At 37.7% G+C, this 22,558-nt stretch carries 22 protein-coding genes; 14 read left to right on the top strand and 8 right to left on the bottom strand.

Features of this window, described 5'->3' with window-relative positions; all coding sequences use genetic code 11:
* Positions 1 to 163 precede the first annotated feature (163 nt).
* Positions 164 to 1,969, top strand: a complete 1,806-nt coding sequence (lepA, locus tag WCP76_RS00390; RefSeq protein ID WP_336293712.1) for a translation elongation factor 4 — start codon at positions 164 to 166, stop codon at positions 1,967 to 1,969.
* Between the two features lie 74 nt (positions 1,970 to 2,043).
* Here lepA and dapD read toward each other — a convergent pair whose 3' ends face one another.
* Positions 2,044 to 2,892 carry a 2,3,4,5-tetrahydropyridine-2,6-dicarboxylate N-succinyltransferase gene (gene dapD / locus WCP76_RS00385; protein WP_336293711.1) on the bottom strand — a complete coding sequence of 283 codons (849 nt, stop codon included), beginning with the start codon at positions 2,890 to 2,892 and terminating at the stop codon, positions 2,044 to 2,046.
* Between the two features lie 102 nt (positions 2,893 to 2,994).
* On the opposite strand from dapD, the gene WCP76_RS00380 reads away from it, so the two are divergent.
* Positions 2,995 to 3,858 carry an LOG family protein gene (locus tag WCP76_RS00380; RefSeq protein ID WP_336293710.1) on the top strand — a complete coding sequence of 288 codons (864 nt, stop codon included), beginning with the start codon at positions 2,995 to 2,997 and terminating at the stop codon, positions 3,856 to 3,858.
* A 32-nt stretch (positions 3,859 to 3,890) separates the two neighbouring features.
* On the opposite strand, the gene truA is transcribed toward WCP76_RS00380, so the two are convergent.
* Genes truA through def form a run of 3 tightly spaced genes read right to left on the bottom strand, consistent with a single transcriptional unit; the run spans position 3,891 to position 6,095 of the window.
* On the bottom strand, positions 3,891 to 4,634 hold the full coding sequence (gene truA / locus WCP76_RS00375; RefSeq protein ID WP_336293709.1) for a tRNA pseudouridine(38-40) synthase TruA: 744 nt from the start codon (positions 4,632 to 4,634) through the stop codon (positions 3,891 to 3,893).
* Position 4,635: 1 nt separating this feature from the next.
* Entirely contained in the window at positions 4,636 to 5,565 is a 930-nt protein-coding gene (fmt, locus tag WCP76_RS00370) for a methionyl-tRNA formyltransferase (RefSeq protein ID WP_336293708.1), read from the bottom strand.
* The gene (gene def, locus WCP76_RS00365) at positions 5,565 to 6,095 is read right to left on the bottom strand and encodes a peptide deformylase (protein WP_336293707.1); all 531 of its coding nucleotides are present in this window, start codon (positions 6,093 to 6,095) and stop codon (positions 5,565 to 5,567) included. Before def ends, fmt begins: the two co-directional genes overlap by 1 nt.
* A gap of 91 nt (positions 6,096 to 6,186) precedes the next feature.
* Between def and WCP76_RS00360 the strand changes: the two genes are divergently transcribed.
* Both WCP76_RS00360 and WCP76_RS00355 read left to right on the top strand, forming a co-directional pair.
* On the top strand, positions 6,187 to 7,371 hold the full coding sequence (locus tag WCP76_RS00360) for a DNA recombination protein RmuC (RefSeq protein WP_336293706.1): 1,185 nt from the start codon (positions 6,187 to 6,189) through the stop codon (positions 7,369 to 7,371).
* A 102-nt stretch (positions 7,372 to 7,473) separates the two neighbouring features.
* Positions 7,474 to 8,058, top strand: a complete 585-nt coding sequence (locus WCP76_RS00355) for a transglycosylase SLT domain-containing protein (protein WP_336293705.1) — start codon at positions 7,474 to 7,476, stop codon at positions 8,056 to 8,058.
* A 211-nt stretch (positions 8,059 to 8,269) separates the two neighbouring features.
* Here WCP76_RS00355 and WCP76_RS00350 read toward each other — a convergent pair whose 3' ends face one another.
* Together WCP76_RS00350 and WCP76_RS00345 are read right to left on the bottom strand one after the other, a co-directional pair.
* Entirely contained in the window at positions 8,270 to 8,521 is a 252-nt protein-coding gene (locus tag WCP76_RS00350; RefSeq protein ID WP_336293704.1) for a BQ00720 family protein, read from the bottom strand.
* Between the two features lie 31 nt (positions 8,522 to 8,552).
* The gene (locus WCP76_RS00345) at positions 8,553 to 8,981 is read right to left on the bottom strand and encodes an Hsp20 family protein (RefSeq protein ID WP_336293703.1); all 429 of its coding nucleotides are present in this window, start codon (positions 8,979 to 8,981) and stop codon (positions 8,553 to 8,555) included.
* A 119-nt stretch (positions 8,982 to 9,100) separates the two neighbouring features.
* Between WCP76_RS00345 and nth the strand changes: the two genes are divergently transcribed.
* The 10 genes from nth (at position 9,101) to WCP76_RS00295 (ending at position 18,789) form a co-directional block, all read left to right on the top strand.
* Complete coding sequence (gene nth, locus WCP76_RS00340) at positions 9,101 to 9,841, top strand: endonuclease III (protein ID WP_336293702.1); 741 nt, start codon at positions 9,101 to 9,103, stop codon at positions 9,839 to 9,841.
* Between the two features lie 153 nt (positions 9,842 to 9,994).
* Positions 9,995 to 10,198, top strand: a complete 204-nt coding sequence (gene rpmI / locus WCP76_RS00335) for a 50S ribosomal protein L35 (RefSeq protein ID WP_336293701.1) — start codon at positions 9,995 to 9,997, stop codon at positions 10,196 to 10,198.
* A gap of 32 nt (positions 10,199 to 10,230) precedes the next feature.
* Positions 10,231 to 10,632 (top strand): 50S ribosomal protein L20, encoded by a 402-nt coding sequence (gene rplT, locus WCP76_RS00330; RefSeq protein ID WP_336293700.1) that lies wholly within the window; start codon positions 10,231 to 10,233, stop codon positions 10,630 to 10,632.
* 95 nt (positions 10,633 to 10,727) lie between these two features.
* Complete coding sequence (gene pheS, locus WCP76_RS00325) at positions 10,728 to 11,813, top strand: phenylalanine--tRNA ligase subunit alpha (protein ID WP_336293699.1); 1,086 nt, start codon at positions 10,728 to 10,730, stop codon at positions 11,811 to 11,813.
* Positions 11,814 to 11,844: 31 nt separating this feature from the next.
* Entirely contained in the window at positions 11,845 to 14,259 is a 2,415-nt protein-coding gene (pheT, locus tag WCP76_RS00320; RefSeq protein ID WP_336293698.1) for a phenylalanine--tRNA ligase subunit beta, read from the top strand.
* A 261-nt stretch (positions 14,260 to 14,520) separates the two neighbouring features.
* Positions 14,521 to 15,429, top strand: coding sequence for a metal ABC transporter substrate-binding protein (locus tag WCP76_RS00315; protein WP_336293697.1), 909 nt, complete (start codon positions 14,521 to 14,523; stop codon positions 15,427 to 15,429).
* Positions 15,426 to 16,256 (top strand): manganese/iron ABC transporter ATP-binding protein, encoded by an 831-nt coding sequence (locus tag WCP76_RS00310; RefSeq protein WP_336293696.1) that lies wholly within the window; start codon positions 15,426 to 15,428, stop codon positions 16,254 to 16,256. Before WCP76_RS00315 ends, WCP76_RS00310 begins: the two co-directional genes overlap by 4 nt.
* On the top strand, positions 16,253 to 17,107 hold the full coding sequence (locus WCP76_RS00305) for a metal ABC transporter permease (RefSeq protein ID WP_336293695.1): 855 nt from the start codon (positions 16,253 to 16,255) through the stop codon (positions 17,105 to 17,107). The genes WCP76_RS00310 and WCP76_RS00305 overlap by 4 nt, the downstream gene beginning before the upstream one ends.
* A gap of 7 nt (positions 17,108 to 17,114) precedes the next feature.
* Entirely contained in the window at positions 17,115 to 18,020 is a 906-nt protein-coding gene (locus WCP76_RS00300; RefSeq protein WP_336293694.1) for a metal ABC transporter permease, read from the top strand.
* Positions 18,021 to 18,402: 382 nt separating this feature from the next.
* Complete coding sequence (locus tag WCP76_RS00295) at positions 18,403 to 18,789, top strand: YbaN family protein (RefSeq protein WP_336293693.1); 387 nt, start codon at positions 18,403 to 18,405, stop codon at positions 18,787 to 18,789.
* 380 nt (positions 18,790 to 19,169) lie between these two features.
* Here WCP76_RS00295 and pncB read toward each other — a convergent pair whose 3' ends face one another.
* Complete coding sequence (gene pncB, locus WCP76_RS00290; RefSeq protein WP_336293692.1) at positions 19,170 to 20,474, bottom strand: nicotinate phosphoribosyltransferase; 1,305 nt, start codon at positions 20,472 to 20,474, stop codon at positions 19,170 to 19,172.
* Positions 20,475 to 20,940: 466 nt separating this feature from the next.
* Positions 20,941 to 21,228, bottom strand: coding sequence for a hypothetical protein (locus WCP76_RS00285; protein WP_336293691.1), 288 nt, complete (start codon positions 21,226 to 21,228; stop codon positions 20,941 to 20,943).
* Positions 21,229 to 22,558 lie beyond the last annotated feature (1,330 nt).

Below are 22,558 nucleotides of genomic sequence, written 5' to 3'. Positions count from 1 at the left end.
CTTTTGTATTGAGTTAAATAAACAAAAGATTCATTTTTTAAGTTATGATGAATTGTGTTTCTATAAGCTCTTTTTACTTATATTTTTTTAAAAGGCTCTAAAAGGAGCAATAATTGGCAATTGGTCTTTGCGTTTTGTGCTATTCTTTGCTAAATCGCCTCGTATGACAATAGATCGTAATTATATCCGTAATTTTTCCATTGTGGCACACATTGACCATGGAAAGTCAACTTTAGCTGATCGTTTGATTCAGATGACAGGTGGTCTTGAGACACGGGAAATGAAAGAGCAAGTGCTCGATTCTATGGATATTGAGCGTGAGCGTGGAATTACTATTAAAGCACAAACAGTACGCTTACATTATAAAGCAAAGAATGGTAACTCCTATATTTTAAATCTTATTGATACGCCTGGCCATGTGGATTTTTCTTATGAGGTTTCACGTTCGCTGGCAGCTTGTGAAGGTTCGCTTTTAGTGGTGGATGCAAGCCAAGGAGTAGAAGCACAGACATTGGCTAATGTTTACCAAGCTATCGATAATTCTCATGAATTGCTTGTTGTGCTCAACAAGGTAGATCTTCCAGCAGCTGATCCCGAGCGGATTAAAGAACAGATTGAAGATGTGATCGGTATAGATACATCTCAGGCAATAGAAATATCGGCAAAAACAGGTTTAGGTGTTCCTGACATTTTAGAAGCAATTGTTGCACAATTACCCTCTCCACGCACTGGTGATGTTAAAAATCCCTTGAAAGCAATGTTGGTTGATAGCTGGTATGATAGTTATCTTGGGGTTATTGTTTTGGTACGGGTAATAGATGGTGTCTTAAAGAAAGGCCAAATCATCCGCATGATGGGCACAGGTGTGAAATATCCAGTTGAACGGGTTGGGGTATTTACCCCAAAAATGATTCAGGTTGATGAGTTAGGGCCAGGAGAGATAGGTTTTATAACGGCCTCTATCAAAGAGGTTGCTGATACACGGGTTGGTGATACTATTACTGAAGAGCGCCGTCCTTGTGCAGAGGCATTACCTGGTTTTAAACCTGCGCAACCAGTTGTTTTTTGTGGACTTTTTCCAGTTGATGCTGCTGATTTTGATGATTTGCGTGCAGCTATGGGAAAATTGCGCTTAAATGATGCGAGCTTTTCTTTTGAAATGGAAACGTCAGCAGCTTTGGGGTTTGGTTTTCGTTGTGGATTTTTAGGGCTTCTTCATCTTGAAATTATTCAAGAGCGGTTAGAGCGCGAGTTTAATTTGGATTTAATTGCGACAGCACCTTCTGTTGTTTATCGCATGAATATGAATGATGGTTCTGTTAAGGAATTGCATAACCCAGCGGATATGCCTGATATTGTTAAAATTTCTGCTATAGAAGAACCATGGATTCGGGCCACAATAATGACTCCTGATAATTATTTGGGGGCAATTTTAGAGTTGTGCCAAGAACGGCGAGGAGTACAGGTGAGTTTATCTTATGTCGGAACACGTGCCATGGTGACTTATGATCTGCCGTTGAATGAAGTTGTTTTTGATTTTTATGATCGTTTAAAATCAATCTCAAAGGGATATGCTTCTTTTGATTATCAGATGACTAACTATGTTGAAGAAGATTTGGTTAAAATGTCCATTTTGGTAAATGGTGAGTCTATAGATGCATTATCAATGCTTGTGCATCGTACTGTTGCAGAAAAACGCGGGCGCTCTATGTGCGAAAAACTAAAGGATCTTATTCCCCAGCACATGTTTCAAATTCCGATACAAGCTGCAATTGGCGGAAAAATCATTGCACGCGAAACAATTCGTGCTTTACGTAAAGATGTAACGGCTAAATGTTACGGGGGTGATGTAACGCGGAAGCGCAAACTTTTGGAAAAGCAAAAAGAAGGAAAAAAGAAGATGCGCAAATTCGGAAAAGTAGAAATTCCTCAGTCGGCTTTTATTCAAGCGCTTAAAATGAACAAATAATGAAAAAGGGAGGACTCTCCCTCATTGATTGTACTTTTGGATTTTATTTATGAATGATTTTAAAAAAATGTTTTTTAGTCACGCAAAAGATCATTAATAGATGTTTTCTCTCGTGTTTTTTGATCAACACGTTTTACTATAACCGCACAGTAGAGATTCGGCCCCATTTCACCATTTGGCAGTGGTTTTCCAGGAAGAGAACCTGGAACGACAACAGAATAGGCTGGTACTTCACCTGTAAAAACTTCACCTGTTTTGCGATCAATAATTTTTGTAGATTTTCCAATAAAAACCCCCATCCCTAAAACAGCACCTTCACGGATAACACAGCCTTCGACGATTTCAGAACGTGCACCAATAAAGCAGTGATCTTCAATAATCGTTGGATTTGCTTGTAGTGGTTCCAAAACGCCTCCGATGCCAACTCCACCAGAAAGATGAACATGTTTACCAATTTGTGCACAGGAACCAACGGTGCTCCATGTGTCGACCATCGTTCCTTCATCTATAAAGGCGCCAAGATTTATAAAGGATGGCATCAATATAACCTTGGATGCAATGTAGGCAGAATGGCGTACAATCGCTCCAGGGACTGAGCGGAAGTCAGCTTCTTTAAAGTCAACTTCTTGCCAACCAGAAAATTTTGAAGGAATTTTATCCCACCAATTTGTGCCATTTACTCCACCAGTAAAAATTTGCATAGGGTTTAGCCGAAAGGAGAGAAGGATGGCTTTTTTTAGCCATTGATGTACATGCCATTGTCCATTTTTTTTACGTTCTGCTACACGAACTTCACCTTTATCAAGAAGGTTTAATGTGTACTCTATACCCTCACGAATTTCGCCCTTTGTGGTAGTATTGATAGAATTGTGGTCGTCAAATGCATTTTCAATGATTATTTCAAGTTGTGCAAGATTAGTCATGACCAGAGTTCCGTTCAACGAGTTAAAAGCTTGAAGATTTGTTTTTTATGAACTAAGCGAAGAAATGTGTTCAGTCAATATAAAGATAAGGAAGTAGGACGCATGAAAAAGGATTATAAAGCAAAAATAAAAGGAGAAAAAGAGAATCATTTGATGCCTTCTCTTCAGAAGGATGCTTTACAACAGACGCATAAAGCTTCTGATTCGGCACAAATGCGTTCATCTACTTATTGTTTGGCTTATATTGATCAGGAGTTTATGATGCGTCCTGAGTTACGTTCACAACGTATAGGTCTTGAGTTTTTAAAGCCAGAAATAACACTTCAAGAGTGTGATATACAGTCAACAGTTGTTTTGTTTGGCGGTGCGCGTATTCCTAAATCTGGGCAAGATGCATGGGCAGCAAAAAATGAGACCCAGAAGAAAAATCTACGTGCTATGTCACATTATTATGATGAAGCAAGAGAGTTTGCACGTCTGTGTTCAAACTATTCTGCTACAACTGAGTATCGTGAATTTGTTGTTGTCACAGGAGGAGGACCCGGGATAATGGAAGCAGGGAATTGTGGTGCTGTTGATGTTGGTGCACCAACGATTGGCTTGAATGTTGTTTTGCCGCATGAGCAGGAGCCTAATCCTTACGTGACTCCACATTTATGTTTTAATTTTCATTATTTGATGATACGCAAAATGCATTTTTTAATGCGGGCAAAGGCATTTGCTGTTTTTCCTGGAGGATTTGGTACCCTAGATGAGTTATTTGAGACGTTAACTTTAATGCAGACAAGGCGTGTGGAGCCAGTTCCGATTTTACTATTTGGCAAAGAATTTTGGGACAATGCTATCAATTTTAATTATTTGTCAGCGCAAGGTACAATTTCTCCTTCTGATGTTGATTTAGTAAAATTTGTCAATACTGCAGCAGAAGCTTTTGAAGAAATTCGTTCCTTTTATAAGTTTTCTTAATTGCTTTTGAAAAAGAAACTTTTGCGGGATAATTAATACTCTACTTTTGTCAAATAAAGTCCTGAAGGTGGTGCAACAACACCGCAACGCGTACGATCTTTAGCGTGAAGAGCCGCTTCTAGATCCTGTATCGTCCAGCGTCCGATACCAACCTCCATGAGGCTTCCTGCAAATGAACGGATTTGATGATGAAGAAAGGAACGAGCTTGTGCATAAAGGAAGATCTTTTCCCCCTCTCTTTGCACATCGAGACGTTCAAGAGTGCGAATAGGGCTTTTGGCTTGGCAATGTGCTGAGCGGAAAGTTGTAAAATCATGTTGTCCTAAAAGTTTTTGGGCAGCTTCATGCATGGCTTCAGCATTGAGGGGTTTTGGTAACCACCATACGCGTTTTACGTTTAAGGTTGGTGGAGAACGGCGATTAAGAATTTTAAAAAGATAATGGCGTTTAACCGCGGAAAATCGTGCATCGAAGTTATCCGGAACATTTTGTACATTCAATATTGAAATATTTTCTCCTTGTTTTTGCAGATGGGCATTAAGTGCGTCACGTACAGTATGCGTGTGCCAGTTTTTTTCAAAATCAACATGTGCAACCTGTCCTGTAGCATGTACACCGGCATCCGTTCGACCAGCTGTCGTAATGGTTAGTTGTTGGTTGCAAAAACGAAAAATAGCTTCTTCAAGAGCTCCTTGTATGGTGTGGAGCTTTGCTTGACGTTGCCAGCCAGCATAATTTGAGCCATCATATTCAATAGTGAGTTTAAAACGTGGCATATTAAAAAACAGTAGAAATATGAGCGCCTCGTAAAAATGTTGCGCTATCAAGAATTTTACCACCAGATCTTTGGAGATGGGTTATCTCAAGACGTCCTTGTCCGCAATGGACAATCAAAGAATCTGGTTCTATACGACCAATTTCAAGAGAAGGGCCTATTGCTAAGCGACTTCCAAGAATTTTTACGCGTTCTGATTTATCACCAATATTCATGGTGCACCAGCAACCAGGAGAAGGAAAAAGCGCACGGATGTGCCTATGAATAACTTCTGCAGGCTTTGTCCAGTCAATGCGAGTTTCTTCTTTGTTTATCTTGGAAGCGTAAGTCATACCTTTTTCTGATTGTGGGGTAAGTTTAAGCTTTCCTTTTTCAAGATCTGATAGAGATTCTACCATAAGTTTTGCTGCTATATGTGAAAGTTTATCTGAAAGTTCAGATGCAGTCATGTTTTCGGTGATAGGGATGGAATGAGAGAGAACGATAGGCCCTGTATCAAGCCCTTCATTCATTTTCATAATCATCATGCCTGTTTCTTTATCACCAGCCATAATTGCACGCTGAATAGGCGCAGCACCACGCCAACGTGGTAAGAGTGAAGCGTGAGCATTAAAACAGCCAAAACGCGGTGTTTCAAGAATAGGTTTTGGCAAGAGGAGCCCATAAGCGACTACTATAGCAACATCAATAGAAAGCGCTGCAAATTGAGCTTGTTGTTCACTTGTTTTGAGTGTATGAGGTGTGAACACAGGGATAAATTTTGCTTGTGCTGCATTTTGAACAGGCGATGGGACCGGTTTAAGTCCACGACGTCCCGCTGGTCGAGGAGGTTGGCTGTAAACTGCTACAATATCGTGACCAGCATCCAACAAAGCATATAAAACAGGAACAGAAAAATCAGGCGTTCCCATAAAACTTAATCGCAATGCCATTACAATATTACTTCCTGTTCACTTTTTTCTTTTGCCCGTTTTTTAAATTTACGTATCACCATATCACGTTTCATTTTTGAAATGTGATCAATAAAAAGATGGCCGTTTAAATGATCAATTTCATGCTGTAAACAAGTGGCTAGGAGTTGATCTGCCTCAATTTCTGTTGGTTTTCCTTCACGATCTTGATAGCGAACACAAAGGCCCTTAGGACGTTCAACTTCTGCATAATACTCAGGAATGGAAAGGCAACCTTCTTTGTAAATATTTCGTTCATCTGAAAGCCATAAAATTTCCGGATTGATAATAACAAGCGGATTTTTGGGAGCATCATTTCCAGAGACATCTACAACCAACATGCGTAGTGGTATGCCAATTTGAATAGCGGCAAGCCCAACGCCTTGAGCATTATACATCGTTTCCAGCATATCGTCAGCGAGTTTTTGGATAGTGGAATCAATACATTCGACAGGCTTGGAAACTTCTCGTAGAATTGGATCAGGTAAAGTAACTAAAGACTTCATTGGCATCGGTATAGATTAATCAAAGGTTTGCTGTGGGTCAATATTGAATAATGGATTCTTGCACTTTTTTATTGCAAGAGCATTATATTACATCTTCATGTTTGATTCGTTTTTTTCTTATATATTTTTTGGTGAATATTTTAGTGAATTTATGGCTTTTCTTTTATTTGTGCTTGTTTGTTTAATATTTTTTATGCTGATATGTTCTTATCGAAAAAAAGCACTTTGGGAAAGTGAAACTGCTGAACGTGCTCGTGAAGCACAAATGCAAATGGCTACATTGTTGAAAACTCAAGCTGAAATGCAGGGGCGGATGCAGACTATAGCAGAGATTTTTGGTCAAAGACAAGCTGAATTGAACAAGTCACTCAGTGAGCAACTCAATGGAATGACAGCTAATTTGGGGCAAACTCTTCAAATGCAGACAAAATCCACTTATGAAAATTTAACTCGTTTGCAGGAACGTTTAGCAGTGATTGATGCAGCGCAAAATAATATTCAATCGCTCACAGGACAGGTTGTTCAATTGCAGGCGATTTTAAGCAATAAGCAGACGCGTGGCACTTTTGGTCAAGGGCGTATGGAGGCAATTATTGCTGATGCTTTACCAGCTAATGCTTATGTTTTTCAGGCCGTTCTCTCAAACGGAAAGCGACCAGATTGTCTCATTCACATGCCGAATAAGGCACCCTCTCTTGTTGTTGATGCTAAATTTCCTCTGGAAGCTTGGAATGCTATGCGTAAAGCAACATCAGATCAAGAACGTCAAGGGGCAGAACGCCAATTTCGTACCGATATGGAAGTGCATATTCGTGATATTGCACAAAAATATATGATTCCTGGGGAAACACATGACACTGCTTTTCTATTTGTGCCATCGGAATCAATTTTCGCAACGATCTATGAGAATTTTGAGTCATTGGTACAAAAAGCTAATCGAGCACATGTGATTATTGTATCTCCGTCTTTATTGATGTTATCTGTTCAGGTTGTACAAACCATTATGAAAGATGCACGGATGCGTGAACAAGCGCATTTGATTCAGTCAGAAGTGGCAAAATTGATGCAAGATTTGGGACGAATGGATACGCGTGTCCGTGCTTTGCAGAAACATTTCTACAAAGCGGGTGAAGATATAGAGGGGATTTTAATTTCATCTTCCAAAATTATGAAACGAGCTAACCACATTGAAACTTTTGAATTAAAAGAGCATAATCCTGAACTAACCGAAATAAAAACATCTGTTCAATCGCAAAAATTCCATTTTCTTGATGAGAAGTAAAAAAGCTTTCAGTAATTATAAATATGTTAATATTATTTATGGATTGGTAATAATTTTTTAGTACTCATATCCTATTGTTTCCTAATAAGAGGAAGAAAGAATATGCAGCACTTTTTTTTAGGGGCATTGGTGTTGCTGCTAGGAGGGTGCGCAACAACTTCACCGACCTATACAGGTAATGCCTGCGCCATTTTAGCTCAAAAAAATGGTTTTTTTAATAATTGGGAAAAAGCTTCAAAAAGAGCAGAAATGCGCTACAAGATTCCGGTCCCTATTATTCTTGCAACCATTAATATGGAATCAAGCTTTCGTCATAATGCACGTCCTCCACGCACAAAACTTCTTGGCTTTATTCCATGGAAGCGTCGGTCGACAGCGTATGGTTATGCTCAAGCGCTTGATGGTACATGGGCAATGTATCTCCGCTCTACAGGAAAGTCTTTCGCATGGCGGACTAATTTTGCAGATGCCGCTGATTTCGTTGCTTGGTATCATCGCCAAAGTGTTCAACGCAATGGTGTGAGGCCTAACGATGCATACGCCCTTTATTTAAATTATCATATGGGTCATGGTGCTTATGCGCGCAGTAAGGGGCATGTACCTGCTGTGCTTACACAAGCAGCATGGCGTATGGCAAGAATGTCGATACAATATGAACAGCAATTAAAAGCATGTGGGCGACTTTAAAAAATGCAAATAAAGTTTGATATAAAAATTAGATGGCAGCGTTTAAAAAGAACAGGTATCGTCGCTCAAAAGGATTTATAGTCTGTAAAAAGATAACACGAAGTTAAGCATATTTGCTTTCAATTTATCCATGAAAAGGCCCATTGCTACATTTTTTAAGGCAAGACTTATAGAGTCTATAAAGATACTTCAATTATTTTTGTGAAGCAATTTAGTGTAGGGTTACAAGTTGTAGTTCATGCTCATTAGCTCCTGCAAGAGCGATAGATCGCTCATCAGATAAAATTATCGGATAGCCTGTTTCACCAAAAAGAGCCCATATTGTAATACCCGGAGTCATTGGTGGAAGATCCGGAAAATTTTTAGCAAGGTCATCTGTACAAACTTTTTTTAAATAAGCAACTTGCTTCGCGTCAGAGGCAGGAATTTTCTGTAACGACAAGTTTTGTTTATTTTCTCCCATTTCACTGTTCCTTTACACCTTTGACTGCATATTACTCACTGCTGCTGACTTTTATTGGAATCTGCTTTACTTGTTTTTTTAATTTAGGTTGATGTAAGTTAATTGATAAGAGACCATTTTTCAACTCAGCATTTGTTACGTGCATTCCTTCTGCGAGAACAAAGGTGCGTTGAAATTGACGCGCAGCTATGCCGCGATGTAAATATTGATGATTTTGGTTGTCTATTTGCTTACCATGAATGATCAGCTGATTGTCATCTAGCAAAATATTGAGATTATTTACTGTAAATCCAGCAACAGCCAAAGTTATGCGTATATAGCTTGCATCGTTGTTTTTGTGTAAACGTTCAATATTATATGCCGGATAAGTTTCATCGGCTTTACCAATACGTCGCAACGTTTCTTCTACCGTTTCAAATCCTAAAAGAAAAGGATTAGAGAAAGGTGTCACGTGTGTCATTGTGAGTGTCCTCTTCAAAGCGGCTCTACTTGACCAAGCTCTATAAAAAGTGTTTGCTGCATTTCCCTCAATATGGCGAGCGTGGGTAATAACTTCAAGAGAGAAGATGAGAGAGTTTAATGACTCAAAGAACAATAAAATTATCAAGGACGCGAAAATCTTCTGGAATATTGTATAGCAAAAACGAAATTGAAGAAATATTTCGGCGTTTTTCGGTTCAACGTCCTACTCCTAAGAGTGACCTTATTTATACCAATGTTTTTACTCTTTTAGTTGCTGTTGTTCTTTCAGCTCAAGCGACAGATGCAAGTGTTAATAAAGCGACAAAAAAATTATTTAGCGTAGCTGATCGACCAGAAAAAATGGTTGCATTAGGAGAAGAAGAGATTGCACGTCATATTCGTACAATTGGTCTTTGGCGGGTGAAAGCGCGCAATATTTACGCACTTTGTAATTGTTTAATTGACCAGTATGGCGGTCAAGTTCCTAATACGCGTGAAGCACTTATGGCACTTCCTGGTGTGGGACGTAAAACTGCAAATGTTGTTTTGAATGTTGCTTTTGGTAAGCCTACTATAGCAGTAGATACGCATATTTTACGCCTTGGGAACCGCCTTGGTTTAGCACCTGGTGAAACACCAGAAATTGTTGAAGAAAAGTTACTAAAGATTATACCGATTCATTATCTTTATCATGCGCATCATTGGCTTATTTTACATGGGCGTTATATTTGCCAAGCACGTAAAGTGCAATGTACGCAGTGCATTATTGCAGATTTATGTAAAGCCGCAATAAAAACAAATGCAATTCCAGCACCTTTGATTGAAGTTCAAGGCAATGGATCTCCGATTTTTTTTTAATACGGTCTTGCTATTTTGTATATACTGGCTTATGAGAACGCTGTTGGAGTCGTTCGGCAGGGCATGCCTAGGCTTTAAAATGCTTATTCGAGCGTTGGTCCGCTTGAATGAATTGGTCCACTTGACTGAATAAAAAATGTATGGAGTAGCAAAATGCCCAAAATGAAGACCAAGTCATCCGCTAAGAAGCGGTTTAAAATCACTGCGTCAGGCAAAGTTAAAGTAGCAGCTGCAGGTAAACGTCACGGTATGATTAAACGTTCAAATAAGTTTATTCGCGAGGCGCGTGGAACGATGGTTTTAGCTGAGCAAGATGCTAAAAAAGTTGTTCAATACTATTTGCCAAATGGTGTTTAAACCTTACGCTTTTGATTTTTAGGAGATAATTCATGGCACGTGTAAAAAGAGGTGTAACTGCGCACGCTAAGCATAAAAAGGTTCTTAAACAGGCTGAAGGTTTTTACGGTCGGCGTAAAAATACTATCCGTGCGGCTAAGGCAGCGGTTGATCGTTCAAAGCAGTACGCTTATCGTGATCGCAAAAATAGGAAACGTACTTTCCGTGCTTTGTGGATTCAAAGAATCAATGCGGCTGTTCGTGCAGAAGGCTTAACCTATGGACGTTTTATTGATGGTTTATCTAAAGCCGGTATTGAGGTTGATCGTAAGATCCTTTCGGATATAGCCATCCACGAGGCAGAAACATTTTCTTCTTTAGTAGCTTCTGCAAAGAAGGCTTTGGAATATTTAAAAGACACAACGCCTAATGCTTTTGAAGGTGCTGTCAAGTAAACCAGTCGCGTTCTCTTAAAGCATTCATTTATTCGGGATCCCGTACTGGTATATTACTAGTACGGGTTTTTTATTTTAAAAAATAGGCAAAAAATATGAGCGATATTGAGCGTCTGGAACAAGAAATTTGTTTAGCTTTAGAATTAGCTAATGATGAACAGGAACTTGAAACGGTGCGCATTGCAGCGTTAGGGAAAAAAGGTAGCATCTCTGAGAAGTTAAAAGCGTTAGGAAAGATGGACGCTGAAGAACGCCATAAAGTTGGGCCAGTTCTTAATGGATTTAAAAATCGCGTTTTAGAATTATGGATGCAAAAGCGTGATTTTCTTAAGCGTCGATCAATGGATGCCCGGCTTGCTAGCGAAACAGTTGATGTAACTTTACCTGTTCGTTCTTCTCCTATTGAGAGAGGACGTATTCACCCTATTTCCCAAGTGATTGAAGAAATTATAGCTATTTATACGAATATGGGTTTTTCACTTGCAGAGGGACCTGATATTGAAACAGATTATTATAATTTTACTGCATTGAATTTTCCTGAAGGTCATCCAGCTCGTGAAATGCATGATACCTTCTTTTTTAATGCCGATAAAACACAAGAGCGGAAGTTATTGCGCACGCACACATCTCCTGTACAAATTCGTACAATGGAAAAACAACAACCGCCTATACGTATTATTATTCCTGGAAAAACTTACCGGATGGATTCAGATGCGACGCATTCACCAATGTTTCATCAGATGGAAGGTCTTGTTATTGATAAAACATCGACTATTGCGCATATGATGTGGCTTCATGAGACTTTTTGTAAGGCTTTTTTTGAAGTTTCTTCTGTGAAAATGCGTTTTCGTCCTTCGTTTTTTCCTTTTACTGAACCATCGATGGAGGTGGATATTCAATGTGACCGTTCTGGTTCAGAGGTCAAATTCGGAGAAGGACAGGATTGGCTAGAAATCTTAGGATGTGGCATGGTGCATCCTCATGTGTTAAAAAATGTTGGCTTAGATCCCGATGAGTATCAGGGTTTTGCATGGGGAATGGGCATTGATCGTATTGCTATGTTAAAGTATGGAATGCCTGATCTACGGGCTTTTTTTGATGCTGATATTCGTTGGCTAGACCATTATGGTTTTCGCTGCTTTGATATGCCTACTTTTTTTTCTAGTTTAGGAAATGTGTGATCTTTTAGTAGCGTTCATGTGAGGTTTTAAAATGAAATTTACATTCTCTTGGTTAAAAGATCACTTAGAGACAGATGCATCTTTGGATGAAATTTGTAGTAAACTAACAGCTATTGGTCTTGAGGTTGATCATGTTGATGACCGTTCTTCTTTAAAAGGTTTTGTAATTGCTAAAGTTTTAACAGCTATTAAACATCCCAATGCAGATAAATTACAAATTTTGTCTGTAGATATAGGATCTGGTACGCCGGTGCAAGTTGTTTGCGGAGCACCAAATGCACGTGTGGGGCTTGTTGGTGTTCTTGCATTGCCTGGCACTTATATTCCTGGACTTGATGTAACATTAACTATCGGTAAAATTCGTGGTGTTGAAAGTTTTGGAATGATGTGTTCACAAGCGGAGCTTGGATTATTGGACGAGCATGATGGGATTATTGAGCTCTCGGAAGATGTACTTATTGGAAGCTCGTTTGCGGCTTACGCTGGTTTAGATGATCCTGTTATTGATATTGGTTTGACACCTAATCGTTCTGATTGCACAGGTGTTCGTGGTATTGCACGTGATCTTTCTGCGACTGGAATCGGGCGATTGAGAGAATTGTCTTTGCCAAAATTTGAGGCTTTCTTTGAGACGCCTCTTCATGTTTCGCTAGATTTTTCACAGAACCAATCGTTATGTTTAGGCTTTGCTTGGCGCGAAGTACGTAATGTTCAAAATGGTGAATCACCACGCTTAATTCAACAGCGTTTGAATGCTATTGGTTTGAAGCCGATTAATGCGTTGGTTGATATAACCAATTACATAAGTTTTGATCTTGGTCGTCCACTTCATGTTTTTGATGCAGATAAGATTAAAGGAAATTTAAGTATACGCTGTGGTCGTGAAGGTGAACAGCTGCAGGCACTTAATGGAAAAGTATATAATTTAGGTATTCAAGATTGTGTTATTGCAGATGAAGAAGGGGTTGTTTCGATTGCTGGTATCATAGGAGGCGAAAGAACGAGCTGTGATGAGACGACACACCGGGTTATTATTGAATCTGCGCTTTGGGATGCGCGGAGCATTGCACAAACAGGGCGTGCATTGGCACTTGTCAGTGATGCGCGTTATCGGTTTGAGCGTGGGGTTGATCCAGCTTTTATGGAAAAGGGGCTTGATATTGCGACAGAATTAGTCTTACGACTTTGTGGTGGTGATGTATCCAAGAAAGAGATTGTTGGTTATCGGCAGCCAGAAGTCAAACAGATTGCTTTTCCCTTTTTTGAAATTAAACGTTTGACGAATTTGGAAATAGAGCGGGAACAGGTCATTACTATTTTAACAAAGCTTGGATTTTATGTTGAGGGGGAAGGAGATGTAGTTACGGTTAAAGTACCAACATGGCGCCCTGATATTTCTGGAAAAGCTGATTTAGTGGAAGAGGTGATAAGGGTTTATGGGTTAGATGAAATTGAGCCTATCCCATTGGAAAATTTTTCAGAGAAACAAGATCAAATTTTAACCTATTTACAGTTTCGTTCACGTGTTGCACGTTTGATTTTAGCGCATCGTGGTATGAAAGAAGCAGTGACGTGGTCTTTTATTTCTGAAACTCAGGCGCGTGCTTTTGGAGGTGGTCAATCTCAACTTAAACTAGTAAATCCTATTTCTGCTGATATGTCAGTAATGCGTCCTTCCCTCTTACCTGGTTTGCTCGTTGCTGCACAGCGAAATGCTGATCGTGGTTTTCCAGATCTTGCATTATTTGAAGTTTCCAGCATATATGAAGGTGATATACCTGATAAACAACAACGTGTTGTTAGTGGTATTCGTCGTGGTGTGGAGCAATTTAAAGGAGCAGGGCGCTTTTGGAATGGAAACGCAAAAGAAGTTGATGTTTTTGATGCCAAAGCAGATGCTTTAGCTGTTTTAGAAGCGTGTAATATGGATATCGATAAGGTACAGATTGAAGAGGGGGCACCTGATTGGTATCATCCTGGTCGCTCAGGAGTCATGAAGCTTGGATCAAAAATTGTTCTTGGTTTTTTTGGTGTTCTTCATCCTGCTACATTAGAAAAGTTAGATGTTAGTGGTCCTTTGTGTGGTTTTGAAATTTTTCTAGATCGGATTCCAGAGTCAAAGAAAAATACAACGAAACGCCGTTCTCCTTTGAAGTTATCACCTTTTCAAATGGTGCGTCGTGATTTTGCGTTTGTAGTTGACAAAACGGTTGCTTCCTCTCGTATTGTTCGTGCTGCGAGTGGAGCGGATAAAAAGCTCATTCACTCAGTAAAAGTTTTTGATATTTTTGAAGATAAAATGCTTGGTGAGGATAAAAAATCTATCGCAATTGAAGTTTCTATTCAGCCAATTGAGCGTACTTTGACAGATAAAGACCTAGAAGAAATAGCTTTAAAAGTGGTAAAAAATGTCACCAAAACGACAGGTGCTTCTTTGCGTCATTGAGTATATTTCTTTTTTATTGGATTATTTTATAAAACAGGAGCTTCTTTGAGTGCTCCTTTTTTTTACACTCGAGATTTATAGAGTTTATTGAAATAACCAAAGCGAGCTTTCTTTAAAATTATAGGGTTTTCAGGCTGAAAAAGAATATTTTTAAAACAGCTTGAAAAATTTATTTTTTGTAAAAATCCTTCATTGCAAATGTGAAAGATAACTGGTATTTCTAAATGGTAATGCAAATCATTCGCAATAAAGAGAGGACTGATGAACATAAAAACGTTTTTTACTATAGTTTGGGGAAGTATTATTTTTTTGACACCAAATTTTGCTTTATCTGCTGGTAAATTTAAAGCTGTTACAACATTTACTATCATTGCTGATATGGCGCGAAATGTAGCGGGTGACGCTGCTGATGTTGAATCAATTACGAGACCAGGTGCTGAAATTCATGAATATCAACCTACTCCTCGTGATCTTATGCGTGCGCAAGGTGCTAATCTTATATTGTGGAATGGATTGGAGTTAGAGCTTTGGTTTGAAAAGTTTTTTCAAAATATTAAAGATGTACCAAGTGTTGTTGTTTCAAAAGGTATTGTACCAATTAAAATTGGTGAAGGTCCCTTCAGTGGTAAGCCTAATCCTCATGCTTGGATGTCACCAGTTTCTGCTCTTATTTACGTTGATAATATTCGCGATGCTTTTGTGAAATACGATCCTGAGAATGCTGATATTTATAAAGAAAATGCCGAAATTTATAAGCAGAGGATTAGTGCAATGATTGACCCAATCAGAACTGAATTGGAAGCATTGCCCAAAGATAAGCGTTGGCTTGTGACGAGTGAAGGTGCATTTAGTTATCTAGCCCGCGATTTTGATCTAAAAGAGCTTTACTTATGGCCAATTAACGCTGACCAGCAAGGGACACCGCAGCAGGTTAAGTATGTCATTGATATGGTTCGTAAATACAATATCCAAGCAGTTTTTTCTGAAAGCACGATTTCTCCTGCTCCTGCCAAACAGGTTGCGAGAGAAACAGGGGCTAAATATGGTGGTATTCTTTATGTCGATTCTTTGAGTGAGAAAAACGGTGAGGTGCCAACCTATATTGATTTACTACGTGTTACAAGCACACGTATTAGCAATGCTTTATTGGATGGAGTAAAAGGTCAATGACAGGATCTGGAATATTTTCCCAAGGAATAACAGTAACTTATCGTAATGGACACACAGCTTTACGTGAAGTGAATTTTGAAAGCCCAAAGGGCTCTATTACAGCATTGATTGGCGTTAATGGATCAGGTAAGTCAACATTGTTTAAAGCTATTATGGGATTTGTACGACCATCAAGAGGAAAGATTCGCATTTTTGGTCTACCTGTTGCAGAAGCTTTGAAAAAAAATCTTATTGCTTATGTTCCTCAGAGTGAGGATGTGGATTGGAATTTTCCTGTTCTTGTTGAAGATGTTGTTTTGATGGGGCGCTATGGCCATATGAATTTCTTTCGTTATGCACGAGCACAAGATTATGATGCTGTTCGCGTTGCGTTGGAACGTGTTGATATGTTGGAGTTTGCTAAACGTCAAATTGGTGAACTTTCTGGTGGACAGAAAAAACGCGTTTTTTTAGCGCGTGCTCTTGCGCAGCAAGCAAAAGCTATTCTATTGGATGAACCATTTACAGGGGTTGATGTTACCACAGAAGATAAAATCATAGCCTTATTGCAAGATTTACGTAAAGAAGGTGCTGTAATATTGGTTTCTACTCACAATTTAGGGTCTATTCGTGAGTTTTGTGATCACACAGTCTTAATAAAGGGGACAGTTTTAGCTTCCGGTTTAACTGAAGTTGTCTTTACGAAGAAAAATCTTGAGAAAACTTTTGGTGGCGCTTTGCACCATCATATTTTTGATTTTCAAAATACAAAAAAAAGTAGTGTTTTCATACAGGGAGAACGCTCTCTATTTTCTGAAGATATCCAAAGAGTGGAGCATGTTGCATGATTACTTGGTTGCTTGAACCCTTAAGTTACCAATACATGGTTAATGCGATGTGGGTTTCAGGGTTAGTTGGGTGTGTTTGTGCCTTTCTTTCTGCTTTTTTGATGTTGAAAGGGTGGTCGCTGATTGGTGATGCGCTTTCTCACTCTATTGTTCCTGGGGTTGCGGGAGCTTACCTTTTAGGATTACCTTTTTCGCTTGGAGCGTTTTTTTCTGGTGGGCTTGCTGCAGCAGCAATGTTCTTTTTTAATCAGCGGACAAAACTAAAAGAAGATACAATTATTGGTTTAATTTTTTCTTCCTTTTTTGCTTTTGGCTTGTTTCTTAAATCCTTAAAACCAATGGCTGTTAATATTGATACCATTGTTTTGGGAAATATTTTAGCAGTTAGTTCATCAGATATTGTACAATTGGCTTTTATTGGTTTTTTTTCTTTGCTTATATTAATTTTGAAATGGAAGGATCTTCTTGTTTCTTTATTTGATGAAACACATGCGCGTGCTATTGGATTAAATGTAAAGTTTTTAAAGATTCTCTTTTTTACGTTGCTTGCAGCTTGTACCGTTGCCGCTATGCAAACAGTTGGAGCGTTCTTGGTCATTTGTCTTGTTGTTACGCCTGGAGCTACAGCTTACCTTTTAAGTGATCGTTTTATAAATGTTGTCGTTATTGCTGTTATGCTTGGAACATTCACAAGCGTATTAGGTGTTTATGTGAGTTATTTTTTGAATGCGCAAACAGGTGGTGTTGTTGTTCTTTTTCAGGCATTTCTGTTTATTTTAGCTTTTATTTTTGCTCCTAAATACGGGTTTATTGCTGCGCGCTTACGTATAAAAGCGGCAAAAAAGGTGTGATGTTATAATGATTGATCAATTACTACTTCCTTTTCAGTTTTCTTTTATGCTTAAGGGCATGCTTATTGTCATGATTCTTTCTGTTCCGATGGCAATGCTTTCTTGTTTTCTTATTTTGAAAGGATGGGCGCTTTTAGGCGATGCCATTTCTCATGCAGTTTTTCCTGGTGTCGTTGTTGGTTATATGGCATCGTCGTCGGTAATAACGTTTTTGACTTTTGTGCCATTTGCTTGGCTTCAGAGTATGCGTCCGGCTAATGTTACAATGGCTTTGATTACTTGCGGTGCTTTTATTGCGGGCATGGTTTGTGTGCTTGCAACAGGTTTTTTAGGAAGCAATAGTCGTATCAAGCAAGATACAGTAATGGGTGTTGTTTTTTCATCTATGTTTGGTTTGGGACTTGTTTTGGCAACGGCTATTTATAGTAGTTTAGATTTAAATCATATTTTATTTGGTAATCTCTTAGGCGTTAACTGGCTTGATATTACACAGACTGCTATAATTTCTGTGATTGTTACATTTGTTCTGGGAGTAAAGTGGCGCGATTTTATGCTGTATGTTTTTGATTCAATTCAAGGTCGTGCAGTGGGGTTGCCTATATCAGCACTCCATTATACTCTTTTAACGATGATTTCTCTCACTATTGTTGCTGCTTTGAAAGCTGTTGGAATTGTACTCGTTATTTCTTTATTAATAGCGCCGGGAGCAATTGCTTATATTGTCACGAAGCGCTTTTCTTTTATGCTGATAATCTCTATATTTGTTGCAGCTTTGTCTGGTTTTTTGGGTGTTTATTTAAGCTTATTTCTTGGTTCTGATTCTGCTTCTACGATTGTATTGATTTTGACACTGATTTTTATAGTCATTTTCATATCAGTTTTTTTTCGTCAGGTTAGGGTTCAGGAGATATAAATGTAATGAAAATGATGCATATCAGATATGCATTTTTATGTATTGTTTTTAACGTTTATTTTAACTACAATAATTTTGCTGGGCCGTTTCCTCCTAGTGCTTAGCCGTTGGGTGCAGTATAATTCTCCTCCCCCCCCCAAAAAAAAAGACTGCATTCGTAATTGAGAGGCTGCGTTGATTTGCTGTGCAGCCTTTTTATTTTTCTTTCTTGAAAATTTTAAAGTGATTTTTATATTGCATAGGCTGTTTTATACTGTGGAAGAAGTTGTCACAGGAAATATATTTACGCATAAAGCAGTGTTGAGATCTATTTGTGTACTAAAGTATGCGAAAAGCAAGAAAATATATAATAGTCTTTCGTAAAGGAAAATAGCACTCAAGGATGGAAAAAAATTTTAAGACATCTCATCTTTTACGTATTTGCACTTTTATACTTGGTTGGGCAATGATTGTATTGAGTGTTATCGGTATAGTGTTACCTATTATGCCAACTGTACCTTTTTTGTTAATTGCATCATGGTGTTTTGCTCGTTCATCATCACGTTTTCACCGTTGGTTGCATAATCATCGTGTTTTTGGATCTGCTATTAAGCAATGGGAAGAGAAGAGGGCTATTTCCACATTTATTAAAATTTTTGCGGTGATAAGTATGGGGGCTGGTTTTTTATCCTTTTGGGTTATGGTGCATCCTGCTTTGTGGTTTGCCTTATTGGTTGCGGCGGTTTTGATGGTGATTGCCATTTACATTATGACGCGTCCATCTTCATAATGTTAGCAATAAAAGACTTGGTTAACTAAATACTCTTTTTATCCTTGCTGGTTTGTTAGACTTACTTAACAAAGGTTTTTTTCTAAAAATTTAAGGATAATGTCTCTATACAAAAGGTGTATATTAGATAATCAGTTTTTTAGAATTGTTCTCTGGATGAAATGATATGGTTGTGCAAGAATTTATTAACAGAAAGAATTGGGTATGAATATCTTAAGAAAATACTTGTTAAGTCACTTTTACTAACATGGATAGGTCAAATGATAGATAGGTATTATTTTTATTGCTGCTGAGAGGATCTGCATCTGATTACTAGATTATCCAGCAGTGATTTATTTTGTAATCGTTTATCTTTAAGTTTTGTACAAATGGGCTTACAATTAAGTCCTTATAGGTCTAGCAACACGTTCTTTGTTACCAAAAAAATTGAGATAACGTTGTACTTCTTTTAAGTTACCGATAGTTTTTTTAGGATTATCCGATAGTTTTACGGTTGGCCTACCGTTGGCGTGAGTGACTTTACAAACCAGAGAGAGAGCATCAAAGGCTGCAATTTCTTGGGGTGCACAGTCTGCAAAATCATTAGTAAGATCTGTTCCCCATCCAAAACTCATGCGTACTCTACCATGGAAATGGTGATAGGTTTTTTCAATTGTATTGACATCAAGAGCATCAGAAAAAATCAATAATTTTTCTCGTGGATCTTTCCCTTTTTCTTTCCACCATTTAATAATACGTTCACCGCCTTCAATGGGAGGAGCGCTATCAGGTCTGAAACCTGTCCAATCAGATACCCAATCTGGCGCATTGCGTAAAAATGCTTCTGTACCAAAAGTATCAGGCAAAACAATAAGAAGATTTCCACCATAATAGCGATTCCAATCTTGTAAGACTTGGTAAGGGGCGTTACGCAATTCATTATCACTATTTGTGAGAGCAGCAATAACCATGGGCAATTCGTGTGCATTGGTCCCAATGGCTTCTAAATCTGTATCCATGGCAAGAAGGACATTGGAAGTTCCAGTAAAAGAATCGCCAATACCTTCTTTTAATGCTTCAATACACCAACGTTGCCATAAAAAAGAATGACGGCGTCTTGTACCAAAGTCAGATATTTTAATATTGGGTAATTTTTTAAGACGTTCAACTTTACTCCACATTTTTGCTTTAGCGCGTGCATAGAGTACATCAAGAGTAAAGCGATCTAGTTTTTTCATAGCGGCACGTGAACGTAATTCACTGATGATAGCAAGAGCAGGAATTTCCCACATGGAAGTGTAGGGCCACGAACCATGAAAATGAAGAATATACTGGCCGTCTTTGTGGGTTAGTTCGTATTCTGGGAGTTGAAAATTCTCAAGCCAATGAAGAAAATCTGGTTCAAAAATTTGTTTCCGTCCATAAAATGTATTACCAGCAAGCCATATCATTTCTTTTTTAGTAAAACGTAAACTAAGAGCGTGATCAAGTTGAGCACGTAGCTCGTCCTCATCAATATCATCGGCAAGACGTATTGTTTTGGTGCGGTTGATGAGGGAGAAAGTAACATTTACATTTGGATAAAGCCCCCAAATCATCTGTACCATAAGAAGTTTATAAAAATCTGTATCAAGAAGTGAGCGAATAATTGGATCCAGTTTCCAAGTATGGTTGTAAACACGTCTAGCAATATCTGGGTGATTCATAACCCGTTTTCTTTCAGTCTTGTGGAATCTAAAATTACTATATACTAAAGCGATTAATATAGAGAATGCAAAAGTTATAAAAACTCTATAGCTTTGAGAAAGAGTAAACAAGATTTTTATTTTTTCTATTTTTAAGTTTTAAGACTGTGTACGATTTCATGTTCTCCGTGTTCTCAAAGGTAAGATCTAAACAAGTCCAATGCTTACCTCTGGAGAAATATCCAGAAGAGTAATTATGATGAGGAAAATCTTTAGAGGAGAAGTGTGTCATTTCTGTAGATATTGTGTGAGTTCGAATCAACTTTGAAAAACTCACTATTTCACATAAAATAGAATCTAAAAAAACTGATTACTTCAAACTGTACTCTCTAATTAACATTCTTAATAACTTTAAGAGCATGAATAATATTGCCTATGATTACACTATCTGTTGCTTAATGAGCATTCTCATTGGTTGTTACAATCTTCAGGTTATTATTTTTAGTAATTGCTTTTTAAGCTCGGTTAATGCTGTTCTTGAATCTACGGATGTAATGTGCAGATGATAAAATAAATGCACTGAAAAATTTGAGTCAGCAATTAATTTTTCATACAGAGCAAAAAGAGCATGCGACTTTGTTTTATTTTCTACAAGATAAATAGTATCAGCTGCTTTAGGGGTATGATGATGCAGGTGTTGTGCTTGTTCAATACGCAATGAAAGGCGCCGAATATTTCGTTTAATAGTAACTGCATGATTGAAGGTAGAGCTCATAATTCATAAATTTTTAAGGCAAAAACTTTTTGAAATCTATTGGCTGTAGCAGTGAGTGTTTTTTAGAAAATTCATATTCGATTTATAGGTTAAATAAAGAGAGTATATAACTTTGTTTTGTTTTAATGGGATCAACAGGAGTAAAATTTTTAACTTGAGTTTTTGTTAATGTAGGTACTGGCGTAGTCTCAGCTTTATTTTGTAAGTATTTCCAACATATGCTGCCAAAGATTGATACGGTATATTTAAGGTTGGATTTTTTCTTAAAATTTCTTTTAGAGATTATCCCTCTTCAATAAGATTTAGAGTTATATCTTTATTTGTTAAAAGTACTACACGAAATTCCCCCAATTGTTTTTCCTTTTTATTGAACTTTCAAAATCTTATAAAATATTTTTTAAAAATCGATATTTATGTTTCTTATTAAGTCTTTTTCAAAAGATTTTAAAAATTCTTAGAAATTTTTTTACAAAAATTATGGCAAGATACTATAGCGGCTCTTGAAATCATTAAAGAAATTCATAGAGATATGAAAGTCGTAAGGCGTTCTATATCTTATGCTGTTTTGTTTACTCAATCAGAGGTCGTCGCAAAATCTACGACTGCTGCTTTATATTATATCAATTCAAGAGCAATCCAAAAATCGATGTTTTTAAAACAAAAATAAACGAACGTGATGTGTTTTCTGCAATTTTTGCAACTGATAGTTCTTATAGCAACCTTAATTTAAAAGAAACCAATAACTTAGAAATTGTGATTGGTAATGTTAAATCATTGGCTTCAGAAGTTATCACAAAACTAAAATTAGCTCAAAAGAAAGGAAATTAAATAATCACTAATGAAAGAAATCCATTGAATTTTTCTGATCTTGAAGATTTTTAAACACGAGAAAGTGTATCTATTAAATACACTACAAAATGCAAAAAAATAGATACAACAAAAGAGTTTCCAAGCTGTGAAAAGTCAGATGATGAACAGATAAATATAAAAGCTAACGCGGCTACCATCTATCGTTTTGGTACTATGGCTAAAAAAGGTCGTTATTGTCATAGTGAATTTTGGGAAATTCTTATGAATGCTTATGAGAAAAAGGTGATGCTATAATAAGTAATAATAAAAAGTGCTCGTCTTTTTACATTTGCTATGCGAAGCAACATAAAGGGGAGGGAACGCGCTTCTATATAGCGCTGTAGTGACCGACTGATACGGGTAAGCTAAAGCATTAACGAAAATAATAGTTTTCCATAACCAAATTTATCTATCAGGACGCAAAGCGGACTGTAATCAACTTTTATCTTTGCCTTTAATAGGTACAATCAGACATGGCTTT

This window comes from Bartonella vaga (assembly GCF_037070895.1).
GTDB lineage: Bacteria > Pseudomonadota > Alphaproteobacteria > Rhizobiales > Rhizobiaceae > Bartonella.
The sequence above is the reverse complement of the archived record's forward strand: the minus strand, read 5'-3'. Positions and strand labels throughout refer to the sequence as shown.